13 protein-coding genes are annotated in these 14489 nt (G+C 36.4%); 8 read left to right on the forward strand and 5 right to left on the reverse strand.

All coding sequences use genetic code 11. The annotated features are described in order from the left end of the window. The first annotated feature begins 107 nt into the window (after positions 1-107). The 7 genes from DF947_RS16885 (at position 108) to DF947_RS16915 (ending at position 7135) form a co-directional block, all read left to right on the forward strand. Positions 108-2072 (forward strand): SPFH domain-containing protein, encoded by a 1965-nt coding sequence (locus DF947_RS16885; protein ID WP_109931224.1) that lies wholly within the window; start codon positions 108-110, stop codon positions 2070-2072. Positions 2073-2576: 504 nt separating this feature from the next. Continuing rightward, the gene (locus DF947_RS16890) at positions 2577-3452 is read left to right on the forward strand and encodes a carbon-nitrogen hydrolase (RefSeq protein ID WP_109931225.1); all 876 of its coding nucleotides are present in this window, start codon (positions 2577-2579) and stop codon (positions 3450-3452) included. A 99-nt stretch (positions 3453-3551) separates the two neighbouring features. Further along, positions 3552-3905: a four helix bundle protein gene (locus DF947_RS16895; protein ID WP_109931226.1), complete on the forward strand. Its 354-nt coding sequence runs from the start codon at positions 3552-3554 to the stop codon at positions 3903-3905. A 103-nt stretch (positions 3906-4008) separates the two neighbouring features. Then, positions 4009-5085, forward strand: a complete 1077-nt coding sequence (locus tag DF947_RS16900) for an agmatine deiminase family protein (RefSeq protein ID WP_109931227.1) — start codon at positions 4009-4011, stop codon at positions 5083-5085. Next, on the forward strand, positions 5086-5640 hold the full coding sequence (locus DF947_RS16905; protein ID WP_109931228.1) for a hypothetical protein: 555 nt from the start codon (positions 5086-5088) through the stop codon (positions 5638-5640). A 105-nt stretch (positions 5641-5745) separates the two neighbouring features. Continuing rightward, on the forward strand, positions 5746-6489 hold the full coding sequence (fabG, locus tag DF947_RS16910) for a 3-oxoacyl-[acyl-carrier-protein] reductase (protein WP_056870069.1): 744 nt from the start codon (positions 5746-5748) through the stop codon (positions 6487-6489). Positions 6490-6844: 355 nt separating this feature from the next. Next, positions 6845-7135, forward strand: a complete 291-nt coding sequence (locus DF947_RS16915; protein WP_146202934.1) for a hypothetical protein — start codon at positions 6845-6847, stop codon at positions 7133-7135. Positions 7136-7199: 64 nt separating this feature from the next. Here DF947_RS16915 and DF947_RS16920 read toward each other — a convergent pair whose 3' ends face one another. Further along, positions 7200-7934 (reverse strand): L,D-transpeptidase family protein, encoded by a 735-nt coding sequence (locus DF947_RS16920; RefSeq protein ID WP_109931230.1) that lies wholly within the window; start codon positions 7932-7934, stop codon positions 7200-7202. A 210-nt stretch (positions 7935-8144) separates the two neighbouring features. On the opposite strand from DF947_RS16920, the gene DF947_RS16925 reads away from it, so the two are divergent. Continuing rightward, positions 8145-10229 (forward strand): hypothetical protein, encoded by a 2085-nt coding sequence (locus DF947_RS16925; RefSeq protein ID WP_109931231.1) that lies wholly within the window; start codon positions 8145-8147, stop codon positions 10227-10229. 82 nt (positions 10230-10311) lie between these two features. Here the strand turns inward: DF947_RS16925 and DF947_RS16930 are convergent, their stop codons facing one another. From DF947_RS16930 to DF947_RS16945, 4 genes are all read right to left on the reverse strand, one after another. After that, a complete protein-coding gene (locus DF947_RS16930; RefSeq protein WP_109931232.1) occupies positions 10312-10926 on the reverse strand; it encodes a trimeric intracellular cation channel family protein in 615 nt (204 codons plus the stop codon). 131 nt (positions 10927-11057) lie between these two features. Next, positions 11058-11357 (reverse strand): FtsB family cell division protein, encoded by a 300-nt coding sequence (locus DF947_RS16935; protein ID WP_109931233.1) that lies wholly within the window; start codon positions 11355-11357, stop codon positions 11058-11060. A 154-nt stretch (positions 11358-11511) separates the two neighbouring features. Further along, positions 11512-12807 (reverse strand): phosphopyruvate hydratase, encoded by a 1296-nt coding sequence (eno, locus tag DF947_RS16940; protein WP_109931234.1) that lies wholly within the window; start codon positions 12805-12807, stop codon positions 11512-11514. 619 nt (positions 12808-13426) lie between these two features. Next, positions 13427-14479, reverse strand: a complete 1053-nt coding sequence (locus DF947_RS16945; RefSeq protein ID WP_158526288.1) for an alpha/beta hydrolase — start codon at positions 14477-14479, stop codon at positions 13427-13429. Positions 14480-14489: the final 10 nt, after the last annotated feature.

The raw sequence follows: 14489 nt of genomic DNA on the forward strand, positions 1-14489 counted from the left end.
TATCTAAAATATGTGTTAAATCTTGTAACAAAGCACTTCATTTGCTATCAATATCATGCTTATTAAATGGTTTATTAAGTTAAAAAAAATAGAAAATACATAATATTATGGAAGCGCTCATTTCTAATTACTGGTGGGTTTTAGTGGCACTGTTGTGCGTAGTTTTATACAAATATATTTTACGGTTTTTATTTGGGATGGTTATCGTACCTGAAGATAAAATCGGGTTAATTACCAAAAAATTCGTGCTCTTCGGTTCAGACAGAGAGTTGCCCGATGGGCGTATTATCGCCGTAAAAGGTGAGGCAGGTTTCCAGGGTAAAACATTGGCGCCGGGATTATATTTCGGGATGTGGTTTTGGCAGTACAGTGTAACCATGGAACAATTTACAATTATCCCAGAAGGAAAAATCGGGCTGATTATGGCTAAAGATGGTTCAGAAATCCCGACAGGAAATATTCTAGGGCAACGAGTAGAATCAGATAATTTTCAAGATGCAGTGAAGTTTTTGGAAAATGGCGGTCAAAGAGGTCGACAAACTTCATACATTACTTCCGGTTCTTACCGTATCAACACCATGCTTTTTCAGGTTTCAGTTACCGATATGATTCGGATTCAGGAAAGCATGGTTGGCATTGTAACCACACTGGATGGTTTACCGATTGAAGCCAATCAGATTGCAGGTAAATTGGTTGAGGGACACAACAATTTTCAGGATTTTGATGCTTTTATTAAACAAGGCGGTAATCGTGGTTTGCAACCGCAGGTAATTTTGGCCGGTTCCTACAACTTAAATCCATGGGCAATTCAGTTAGAAGAAATCCCGATGACCGAAATTGCAATTGGTTATGTTGGAGTTGTTATTTCGTTTATTGGTACGGAAGGAAATGATTTAACTGGAGCAGATTTTAAGCACGGTAACATCGTAGCAAAGGGTTCGAAAGGCGTATGGCTCGAACCACTTGGTCCGGGAAAATACCCAATTAATAAGTACATTATGAAGGTAGAATTGGTGCCGACAACCAATTTAGTTTTAAACTGGGCATCGGCCCGTAGTGAAGCACACAATTTAGATAAAAACTTGTCTACAATTACGGTTCGTTCTAAAGATGGTTTCCCTTTCAACTTAGATGTGGCTCAGATTATTCATGTCCCAACAACTGAAGCACCTAAAGTAATTGCCCGTTTTGGTAACATGGTAAATTTAGTTTCACAGGTTTTGGAACCCACTATTGGTAACTATTTCCGTAACTCGGCACAGGGAAGCGATGTGATTGCTTTCTTAAGTACCCGTAAAGAACGTCAAGAATCGGCAAAAGAACATATTCGTAAAGTGCTTGATGAATATAACGTAAATGCTGTAGATACCTTGATTGGTGATATTGTTCCGCCGGAATCGTTAATGAAAACCTTAACCGACCGTAAAATTGCGGAAGAGCAAAAGGTCACTTACGAAACCCAGAAACAGGCGCAGGAAACACGCCAGGGGATGGAAAAAGAAACCGCAATTGCAGATATGCAAAAAGATATTGTTAAGGCGCAACAAAGTGTCGAAATTGCCGAACGTACTGCAAGTGCAACGGTTAAAAAATCAGAAGGTGATGCCGCAGGTGTAAAACTAGCTGTTGGTGCAGAGGCTGAGGCTACCAAAATGAGGGCACATGCCGAAGCCGAAGCTACAAAGGCAAGAGCACAAGCAGATTCTGAAGCCATTAAGTTAAGAGCATCTGCCGAGGCTGAACAGATTTCATTAACGGGTAGTGCCGAAGCTGGTAAAATTTTAGCCGTAGGTAAATCTACCGCCGAGGCCTACGAGCTTGCTGTTAAAGCACTGGGAGGCGAAAACTTTACCCGTTACAAAATTACCGAAGAGTTATCGAAAGGTAATGTTAAGTTAATTCCTGATGTGTTAATTGGTGGAAACGGAAACCATGGTGGCTCAGCAATGGATGGTTTATTAGGATTGAAGTTGATGGAACTTATGGATCCACAGCAACGGAAAGAAGTTGTAGCAGTTGCCGAAATTGTAGAAACAAAACCGAAACCTAAAAGGGATAACATTAACCCTTAATTGAATTAAAAATGTAAGAAGCCTCGATGAAAAATCGGGGCTTTCTTCTGTGGCCGTTGGCTGAATCCAAACGGCAATGAAATGCAATTTGGCTATCTGCCGAGCTATTCATTTGCAGGCTGCTTTAGCTGCCTGATCTAAATAAATTTCCATAGGCTTTAGCCAAAATTATACCTCCTGCAACCTCAAATAGTAGCAATATCTTTCCTTAATTAAACGGGATAGCAGTGGAATCCTTTTTACCAAGTTATCTACAGGGAATTTTGGGGTAAAAAGATTTAACGGATAGCCCGACTAACATTAATCCTTTGAACGGTCTTTGCTTTTCAAAAAACAATTACATAATTATGCCGTTCTACTTTTAAACAAAATAGTAACTTTGACGAAAATTTTGAATGGATGAATTTTGTGCCAAAGGCATCCCTATGGGAAATGAGTGAATGGGTTACGTATACCAAACATTCTATCATTTAATCATTCTGTCATTCTATCATTTCAATAAACATGAAGAAAGTAAAAGTTGGCTTGGTACAAATGACTTGTACAAAAGATAAGCAGGAAAATTTAGATAAGGCAATTGTAAAAGTGCGTGAAGCGGCTGCGAAAGGTGCTCAAATTGTATGCTTGCAGGAGCTTTTTACATCGCTATATTTTTGCGACGTTGAAGATTATGACAATTTCGATTTAGCCGAGGCTATTCCTGGTCCATCTACTGATGCTTTACAGGTTGTAGCAAAAGAACTGGGTGTTGTTATAATTGCATCTTTATTTGAAAAACGGGCAGCTGGTATTTACCACAACACCACCGCTGTTTTGGATGCTGATGGTGCTTATTTAGGTAAGTACCGTAAAATGCATATTCCAGATGACCCTGCCTTTTACGAGAAATTTTATTTTACGCCCGGCGATTTAGGCTATAAAGTTTTTGAAACCAAATTTGCCAAAATCGGTATCTTGATTTGTTGGGATCAATGGTATCCGGAAGCTTCGAGAATTACTGCCCTAATGGGTGCCGATATTATGTTTTATCCGACTGCAATTGGTTGGGATACTCAACAAGATGAAGAAACCAATCAAGACCAATACAATGCTTGGCAAACCATTCAGCGTTCTCACTCGGTAGCCAACGGCGTTCCTGTAGTAAGTGTAAATCGTGTGGGTTTTGAGCAAGATGGCGCCATGAAATTCTGGGGTGGAAGTTTCGCAACAAATGCCCAAGGCAAATTGCTTTATTTGGCATCACACGATAAGGAAGAAACCGAAGTTGTGGAATTGGATTTAGACCAAAGCGATTTCATGCGTAAACATTGGCCGTTTTTAAGAGATAGAAGAATTGACTCTTATCAGCCGATTACGAAGAGATATATTGATGAGGATTAAATAAGTCGGAGGTCTGAGGACAGAAGTCCGAAGAATTAGGGCTTAGGTTAAAAGTTCAAATTAGTATCTTCATACTTAAATGAATTAACTTCTGATTAAATGGCTTTCAAATTCGAGAAACTAAAAGTCTGGCAAAAAGCTTTGGACTTGGCAGATGAGATTGATAAAATGACCAAAACTTTTCCAAAGGAAGAGGTGTATGTTTTGACATCTCAAGCAAAACGAGCTGCTGATTCTATTTCGATGAATATTGCTGAAGGAAGTACAGGACAAAGCAACCCAGAGTTTAAGAAATTTTTAAGTTATTCACTAAGGTCAGATATTGAAGTTGTAAATTGTTTGCATCTAGCGATGAGGCGTGGATACATCACTGATGAAATTTTTAAAAAACACTATAATGCTTGTGAGGAAATTTTGATAATGATTTCAGCTTTAATCAAATCTTTAGAATAAAAAACTTAATATCTTCCGACCTCGTGCACAGATTTCGGACAAATTATAAAATTAAATATCTTCTGACTTCGGACATCCGACCTCAGACTTTTTAACAAGAAACATGTCAAATTTCCCTCCTAGAGCAGAATTAAATTTAAATCAATTCGATTATTCTCCAAAACAACAAGGTTATTCTTTCCCTGCCGAATGGACAAAACACGAGGCAACCTGGTTAAGTTGGCCGCACAAAGAGGCGAGCTGGCCAGGAAAAATCGAAACGATTTACGAACCGTATTGCCAGTTTATTAAAGCTGTTGCCGTGGGCGAAAAAGTTCGTATCAATGTAAAAGATGAAGAAATGAAAGCTTTTGCTGTTTCGGAACTTGAAAAAGTGGAGGCAGATTTAAGCCAAATTGAATTCTATTTCAACGAAACAAACGATGCCTGGTGCAGAGATCACGGTCCGGCTTTTGTATTAAAAGGAAACGAAAAAGCGGTAGTTGATTGGGGCTACAATGCATGGGGGGGGAAATATCCACCATTTGATTTGGACGATGTTGTGCCAACCAAAATTGCCAAGCAGTTTAACTTACCTTTATTTCTACCTGATATTGTAATGGAAGGCGGTTCAGTTGAGTTTAATGGAGCTGGAACGGTTTTAACTACAACGGCTTGTTTGTTAAACGAAAATCGCAATCCACATTTAACTAAAGAACAGATTGAAAAATATTTGCTGGAGTATTACGGACAAGAGCAGGTTTTGTGGTTGGGTGACGGCATTGTTGGCGATGATACCGATGGGCACATTGACGATATTACTCGTTTTGTAAACGAAGACACCGTTTTAACGGTTGTAGAAAGCAACCCGCTTGATGAAAACTACATTTTGTTGCAAGAAAATTTAGAAGCCTTAAAAGCAATGAAATTGAAAGATGGCCGCTCTCTTAATATTGTAGAATTGCCTATGCCATCGCCTGTGATTCATGAAGATACACGTTTACCGGCATCTTATGCCAATTTCTACATTGCTAATTCGGCTGTTATTGTTCCAGTTTTCGATGATGTGAATGATCAAAAAGCTTTGGATATTATTCAAGGTTGTTTTCCAGATAGAAAAGTTATCGGCATCAATTCGGTAGATATAATCTGGGGATTAGGAAGCTTTCACTGTTTGAGTCAGCAGGAACCGTTGGTTTAAATGAAATATAATGACCAATTAATAAGCGAAATGATAAATTCCAAGAGACTTAAGTTAGGTTATTGGGATAAAATTTCACATTATTGGATTGTGATTTTAATGCTCTTTGGAACAGGATTTTTCTGGTTTCAGGCTACTAAAAGTTATCTTAATAAATTAGAACCTGTAATTCACAGTTCAGATAAATTATTTAATATCGGTTTTTGTTTTTTAGTAATTGCTATGTTATTCTTTACTATTCAATATCGTAAATTAACCTTTAAAAAAGTATCCATTAATTTTACCGAAAGCCAATATAATCGTGCGCTAGCTATAACATGTAAAGAAATTGGGTGGATTGTAATAGATAAAAATAATATTTATGTTAGTGCATTTCATGAAACTCTTACTTATTTTAATTGGGGAGAATTAATTACAATCATTAAAATTGATAACGGAATATTGATAAATAGTATTTGTGATCCAAGTGCTAAAACGGCTATACTTTCTTTCGGGTGGAATAAAAAAAACAGAAATGCTTTTATTCGTAATTTAGAATCGATAGTACTTCAATAGAAAAACTAAAAATAAAAATTTTAGTTTTTGGATTAATATTAACTTTACAACAGTTTAAATTTTTTATAAATTATATTAAAGTCCCCTTTAGGGGATTTAGGGGTTATGAAATTATTAGAAGGAAAAACAGCATTAATTACGGGCGCATCAAAAGGTATTGGTCGTAAAATAGCTGAAAAATTTGCTGAGCAAGGTGCTAACGTTGCTTTTACCTATTTATCATCAGTAGAAAAGGGCGAAGCATTGGAGCAAGAATTGCAAAGCTTTGGAACAAAGGTTAAAGGTTACCGTTCTGATGCATCAAAATTCGACCAAGCAGAACAATTAATCAACGATATTGTTGCGGAATTTGGAACAATAGATATTGTTGTAAATAACGCAGGTATTACCAAAGATGGTTTATTAATGCGTATGAGTGAAGAAAATTGGGATGATGTAATCAACATCAACTTAAAATCTATATTCAATGTTACTAAGGCAGCATCGAAAGTGATGATGAAGGCACGCAAAGGCGTCTTCATTAATATGAGCTCGGTTGTTGGGGTTACGGGTAACGCCGGACAAGCGAATTACGCAGCATCTAAAGCTGGTATTATTGGCTTTACAAAATCAGTAGCTAAAGAATTGGGTTCTAGGAATATCCGTGCCAACGTTGTTGCGCCAGGTTTTATCCGTACAGAAATGACAGAGGTTTTGGACCCTGCAGTTGTTGCGGGCTGGGAAAAAGATATTCCATTAAAACGTGCTGGAGAAACTGAAGACATTGCCAATGTTTGCGTATTCCTAGCATCTGATATGAGCGCTTACGTAACCGGACAAACATTATCAGTTTGTGGCGGAATGCTTTAAAAGAGGTAGATGATAAAAAGGTTTAAGGTGGAGGGTTTTCTTTCCACCTTTTTTGTCAAATAGGATTATAATCCTTTAATCATAATTCGAACAATCGAAATATTCCATAGGAGTTCCTTTTGAGCAATCTCAACCAGCAGGATTTTTAAGCCTATCGTCATCTCGACTGGAGCGCCTGCGAAACGGAGAGATCTTTGAACAAATAAAAAAAAATCAAAGATTTCTCCACTGCGGTCGAAATGACGGGTTTGCTTTAATTCGATTTTCCAAGCCTAGACATAAGTAATTTTAATAGTTTACAGAATGGATAAAAACCCATAATTCAATTGATCGAGATTACTCTATAGAAGCTCCTTTGGAACAAATCTCAGCCAGCAAGCAAATTTTGATGACCACAAAGAAGATATTTTTAATATGCACCGGAATTTTCTTAGGTGTAATTTTGCTTGGCTCAAGTTTCACTAGTGCATCAGATGGTAATGATGTTATCGGTTTTCCATTTACTTTCTATCAATATTTAGGTGGAAAAAAATTTCCTGAACCCGTGAGTAGGCATAGTTTTAATGCAGTAATATTTTTAGCCGATTTATTAATCTCCTTTGGCATCCCATTTTTAATATTATTTTATCTCAACAGAAAAAAGTAATCTCGACTAATTAAAATGTGTTGTTACCAGAGCTTTTCAACATTCCAACTTTAAAACATTCTAATTACCTTACAACATATTTTCCTTTAACCTCTCTAATTTCCGCTAGGTTTTTGTTTTTCTCAAAAGCTAAATAACCCAATTGTAATGTCTTCCAAAAACTGGCCTGAGCCGGAAACTGGCTGGAATATTTTTTCAAATTTCCATCAGTCATTTTGAAAGGGTAAATATTTACGGGAATTTTTTCTTGACCGGAGTTTCTTGCTTCCACGCCTAAAACATACACTTCTTTAATCTTTTCATCCGTTAAAGGAATGCATCCAACAGTTACGCAGTTTCCATGAATATATATGTCTCCGCCAGGTTTTCTATCTTTTCCCGTTCTGGCATAATCCACAGCATTTGGATAATTTACGCCAAGCGATAAATGAAAATTACTCATTGGATTAAAAACATTGATATAATAAAATCCCTCTGGGGTTTGTCCATCGCCTTCAATAACTTTTGGTCCCAGTGTGCCAGAATGGGCGCAGAAATCGTAAGTTCTAAATAAAGAATAGGCTTTATCAGAATTCCCCTTAAGCCAAACTTCAAGTTTTCCTTCTGATTTGTATGCATTTATGAGCATCGAAAAATCATCACCATAACCACCAGCTTTCACGAATTTTTTTAAATCTTCCCATTTTTCGTTATAAGCTTTTTCTACTCTTTCGAATTTTATCTGCGTGGCTTTGAAACCGTTTTGTGCATTAGCCATGATGCTTAGGGATAATAAAAATGTTAAAAAGATAAGTTTCATAAATTTTGCTTTGGATAAAGCTAAATAAATTATTGATTTGACCACAGCGTTCACTGAGCTTTTTAACCACAAAGGCACAGAACACACAAAGTTAAATTGTGCCTCTATGATGCTCTGTGTATTTCTTTATGCTCTGTAGTTAAAAATTTCAACACCTTACTTTTTTTGCGTCCTTTGCAGTTAATAACAAAATTAGCATCTTTATAAAATATGAATGGCTTTTTTGCTGGTACTTCTATCTTGTATTTTCTAGTTTGCCTGGCTTTGGGTATTTTTTATGCTTGGTTACTCTATCGAAATAATAAAAACCTCGATAAGAAATTACTTTATGGATTAACAACAGTAAGAATAATCGCAGTTACAGCTATAGCCTGGCTCTTGTTTGCGCCATTAATTAAAACACTCAATTATACTTTAGATAAGCCAGTAATTATCATCGGGCAAGATAATTCTCTTTCAGTTGGTCAGGTCAAACCATCTGGTTTTGATCAGAAATTGTATGAGCAAAACCTAAAAATTCTGCAAGAAAAATTATCTGATAAATATGAAGTAAAAACCTACAATTTTGGAGATTCAGTTGGCGATGGATTTGATTTTAAAAATCAGGGGAAATTAACAGACGCCTCTGCGCTCTTTCAGAAGATAAGAGATGAATATACCAATCGAAATGTAGGAGCAATTGTAATGGCTACCGATGGCATTTTTAACCATGGCGGTAACCCGCTTTACAGTATAAATCAGATTAATGCACCAGTTTATACCGTTGCTTTGGGCGATAGTGTTCCTAAAAGGGATATTTTGATATCAAATATCAATTACAACAACATTGTTTATTTAGATGACGATTTTACCATTGAAGTTCAAGTTCAGGCATTCCAAAGTAATGGGGAAAATGCAACCTTGAGTATCGCTCAGAATGGCACCAAAATCACGCAGGAAAATATTTCGGTAAATGGAAATTCATTTGTTAAAACTATTCCTATAAAACTACATGCAGGGAAAATTGGAATACAAAAATATACTGTTCAAGTTGGACCTTTAAAAAACGAAATTACAACCAAAAATAACGCTCAAACATTTTATATTGAAGTAATTGATGGTCGGCAAAAAGTGCTGTTGGCTTCAGCTGCTCCACATCCGGATTTAGGCATTTTGAAAGAAGCCATTTCACTTAACAAACATTATGAGGCCAAATTAGCACTTGCTGATGATTTGAATTCGACTGATCCTTCTAAATTCGATTTGATTATTCTTTATCAATTACCCGATGCCCAAAATCTGGCTTCAGGTTTCTTGCAAAAATTAACGAATTTAAAAAAGCCAATCTGGTACGTTGTAGGTGCTCAGAGTAATATTAGTGCATTTAATCAAATTCAAAATCAGGTTAATATCGGTTCTGCTAACGGATCAATTCAAGAAGTTTATCCAGATTTGGCAAATGGATTTACGAGTTTCAATCTCTCAGAAAATGATAAGAAACAATTTTCTACATTTGATCCCTTACTCTCACCTTTTGGTCGATTAACGGTTAACGCAAGTGCCACACCGGTTTTTAATCAACGAATTGGGAAAGTGAGTACCCAACAACCATTATTGTTTTTTACCAATGAAAATGGTTTAAAAATTGGTTATTTAATGGGCGAGGGCTTATGGCGTTGGAAATTATCAGAAGCTGAGAACGAGGTTGAAGCATCTGTACTGAATAATCTTATCTCCCAAACGATTCAATATCTTTCGGTAAAGGATGATAAAAGAAGATTCAAAGTCTTTACTTCTAAATCTGCTTACGATGAAAATGAAACCATCCAGTTTAACGGAACGCTTTATAATGAAAGTTATCAGCCTGTAAATGAATCAGAAGTTAATCTCCAAATTAAAAATGAAGGGGGAAAAGTTTTTAATTATGTGTTTTCAAAAACAGAAAATGGTTACCAGCTTGATGCCGGTACAATGCCAGCCGGAAATTATTCTTATATAGCTAATGCCGTTTTAGGAGGTAAGAAATTTACCGCTTCCGGTAGTTTTTATGTAAATGCTTTAATTGCAGAATACCAACAGACTACAGCCAATCATCAATTGTTAAATACGATTTCTAAGCAAAGCAACGGAATGCTTTTCATGCCTGCTGATCTACTGAAAATTGCAGATGAAATTCTTAAAAACGAAAATATCAAAACCATTAGTTATGAAGATCGTAAATACGATGAGCTTATTAACATGAAATGGATATTTGGCTTGATCTTGATCTTATTCAGTACTGAATGGTTTTTACGGAAGCGAAATGGAGAATTATGATGTAAAATCTGGACGATGTTGAGCGCTAAAATATAGGTTTATCACTACCTTGTTCCTTTACCCATTTTCCCTCTAACATCTCTCAGTGCCATTCATCCTTATAAACAAACTTGGGCATTTGCCATTCGTACTTTATAGAGAGTAATCTGATCGTCAAACCTACCAAAGCAGCTAAGATGGTTGCTAATAATTCGCTCCCATGAAAATGCTCTACACCAATATAAACTGCTCCCGTTACAATTGCAGCGCTTGCATAAATTTCCTTACGAAACAAAAATGGAACTTCATTACACAGTACATCACGAAGAACACCGCCCGCACAGCCTGTAATCATTCCACTAAATAAAACAATTAAATAGGGAAGGTGGATTTCTTGAGCCACCCGACAGCCGATAATTGTGAAAACAACCAAGCCCATGGCATCAAGATAAAGGAATAATTTTTTTAGCTTGGTCATAATAGAGGCAATGAAAGCCGCCAATAATGCTGCGCCTGCCGTAATAATTAAATATTCTGGGTGTTCTACCCAACTCATCGGGTAATGACCAAAGAGTACGTTTCTAACAGTTCCGCCACCTAACGCGGTAACCCAGGCAATAATGCAGACGCCAACCCAATCCATATCTCTTCTTCCAGCAGAAAGTGCCGCTGTCATCGCTTCGGCTGTAATTGCAATGATGTATAAAATGTGGAGCATGAGAGAGAAGTGGTTAGCTGTTTGAATTGTTTAAATCGGTTAACTGTTCAAGTTGACTAATTATTAACTGGAAATTGTTTAACTTTTTGAATCGTTAAACTGTTTAAATGCGAACTGCCGACTGAAACTGACTAATCTTTTTTCTCTTCGTGGATAATAACAAAAACATCCTCATTGTCTTTTTTCATGAAATATTTTTCACGGGCAAACTTTTCAGCTGTATTCAGATTGGTATTGAGTTCGTTTAAATCCTTCTTAACCTGTGCCGTTTCTTTTTCGAAATATTCTTTTTCTTCCTGCAATTTATTGGCCTGACTGCGATATTCATATTGCGACATCATATCGTTTTTATCGAAAAAAAGCATCCACATTGCAAATGCAACTGTTGCAAGGAAATATTTATTACGGAAAAGGTCTATTAAACGTTTCATAATTTTCTCGAAATGACGTAAATGTATAAAAAAACATCCGAAGATTTAAAATCCTCGGATGTTCTACAAATAAGTTTTTCAACTTCTTAACACCCCAAACCCCTAAAGGGGCTTTACGGCATTTCCTTAAGTCCCCTTTAGGGGATTTAGGGGTTTATTTCTTTGCGTATTTGAAGCTTTTGCCAATAAAACGAGCAGTTTCACCGAGTTCTTCTTCAATGCGTAATAACTGATTGTATTTTGCAATTCTATCAGAACGAGATGCCGAACCAGTTTTAATCTGTCCGCAGTTTAATGCAACAGCTAAATCAGCAATGGTTACATCTTCTGTTTCTCCAGAACGGTGACTCATTACAGATGTATAACCGTTAGTTTGTGCTAACGATACAGCGTTGATGGTTTCAGTTAAAGAACCAATTTGGTTAACTTTTACTAAAATTGAATTAGCCGTTGCTTCATCAATACCACGTTGTAAACGAGTTACGTTTGTTACGAATAAATCATCACCAACCAATTGAACTTTATCTCCGATTTTATCGGTTAAAGCTTTCCAGCCAGTCCAATCGTTTTCATCCATACCATCTTCGATAGAAATGATAGGGTATTTTACAGATAAATCAGCTAGATACTGAGCTTGCTCTTCGCTTGTGCGTATTGCACCTTTATCGCCTTCGAATTTAGTATAATCGTATTTACCATCTTTGTAGAATTCAGATGAAGCACAATCTAAAGCCAAATAAATATCAGAACCAGGTTTGTAGCCCGCTTTTTCAATGGCTTTTAAAACCGTTTCAATGGCATCTTCAGTACCATCAAAAGTAGGAGCGAAACCACCCTCATCACCAACAGTTGTAGTTAAACCTCTATCATGAAGAATACCTTTTAAAGTATGGAAAACCTCGGTTCCCCAACGTAATGCCTCAGAGAAAGATGGAGCACCAACTGGCATAATCATAAATTCTTGGAATGCAATAGGCGCATCAGAGTGAGAACCTCCATTAATGATATTCATCATCGGAATAGGCAATGTGTTTGCATTTACTCCGCCAATGTAACGATATAAAGGTTGGCCAATTTCATCTGCAGCCGCCTTTGCAGCCGCCAAAGAAACACCCAAAATAGCATTAGCGCCTAAATTACCTTTGTTTTCGGTAGCGTCAAGGTCTAACATTATTTTATCAATTGTATTTTGTTCAAAAACATCAATGCCTCTTAATGCATCAGCAATTTTAGTATTAACATTTTCTACCGCTTTTAAAACGCCTTTACCTAAATATGTAGATTTATCTCCATCGCGTAATTCAACAGCCTCATGTTGGCCAGTAGATGCACCACTTGGTACCGCTGCACGCCCGAAAGCGCCTGCTTCTGTTACTACTTCTACTTCTAGTGTTGGATTGCCTCTCGAATCGAGAATTTGTCTGGCATGGACATTAACAATTATGCTCATTTCTATTTGATTTTTTGTGATTTTATAACGTGCTTAGTGTATAAAGTACAATTACTAAGCGTAACATCAAAGTTAGTATATTTTTTAAATAAATAAAGAGATAATGGCCTTAATGTTACGATAGTTATTCAAGTTTAATCCGTTCTTAATTTTAAATTAATATGGGGTTTTTGGAAAGCAGTAGCAGTAGTTTTTGGGTAAAACTTACAATTTTATGTTCTGTCAGTTGAAACTGACGGTAATGAACTGCCGAGCAATTTCCATTCATTACTGTTGACTTCATTCAACTTAAAAATTGTTAGCCATGATATTTGTATGCAGTTTGCATTTTCATTGCCGTTGACTTCAGTCTACTTGAAAATTTTCAACCATGATATTTGTATGCAATTTCCATTTCATTGCCGTTGAGTTCATTCAACTTGAAAATTGTCAGCCATGATATTTGTATGCAGTTTGCACTTCATTGCCGTTGACTTCATTCAACTAAAAAATTGTCAGCCATGATATTTGTATGCAGTTTGCATTTCATTGCTGTTGACTTCAGTCTACTTAAAATTGTCAACTATGATATTTGTATGCAGTTTGCATTTCATTGCCGTTGACTTCAGTCAACGGTAAACTATTGAGCTATAAACTTATAAAATGGAACAAATTCTCTATGCCAAAACCATTCTGTATGTTTCCCATCCTCTTTTTCTAAGAACACGACATTTTTATTTGCTCCATCAGGATTTAGAATATCATGCACTTTTTTCATATCTCTAACCATTGCAACTCCTTCTTTATCACCAGCTACAAAGAAAATTCTGTTATTCTTTAGATTTGGTAAACTTAAAGTTACATCATCATAAATTTTCGGGGCCAACCAAAATGCAGGACTAAAAACCCCAGCTGAACCAAATATTTTAGGATATGTTGCAATTGCATACATCGAAATTAAACCACCCATAGAGCTGCCGGCAATAGCAGTATTTTTAAAATCAGGCTGGGTACGGTAGTTTTTATCAATGTAAGGTTTTAAGGTTTCGGCCAAAAAAGAAACATAGGCTTTGCCTTCGCCCTTTCCGTACTTGCTATCATAAGGATTATATTCTTTTAAACGATCATCTCCACCATGATCAATTCCAACAATTATCATTTCTTTCAATCCCTGCCTAATCAAACTATCCATAATCGTATCAACAGCCCATTCATCCGGCCGTGGTGGGTTTGCGTGAAACAGGTTTTGCCCATCTTGCATATAAATTACAGGGAATCTCTTTTTCGATTTTGAATAATCCTTAGGTAAGTATATCCAGACCTTTCGATGTTTGTTTAATTGAGGGATAAAAAAGGCCGAATCAATAATGTGTACATGATCGCCAAAATGGTAATTTTCCTTTACCGTTTTAAAGTTATCAGCCCAATTCTCAATCCTTAAATCCATACTTGTATCAACAGTTAAATTTACGGTTCTGTTTGCAATGGGTTTTCCATCACTTTTCGATTCTACTTTCTCCCAGCTTCCACGGGTAATTTTAAATTCCTGATTGCCTTTAGGTAAATTTAATTGAATGACGTAAGTTGAACTATCTTTTCTAGTAAAACAGAAATTGCTGTTTTTAGGGTTCCAATCGTTAAAATTTCCAGCAATAAATAAACTATCACTGGCACTGTGAGGAATGGACAACATTAAATTAACC

This window comes from Pedobacter paludis (assembly GCF_003173575.1).
Taxonomy (GTDB): Bacteria; Bacteroidota; Bacteroidia; order Sphingobacteriales; family Sphingobacteriaceae; genus Pedobacter; species Pedobacter paludis.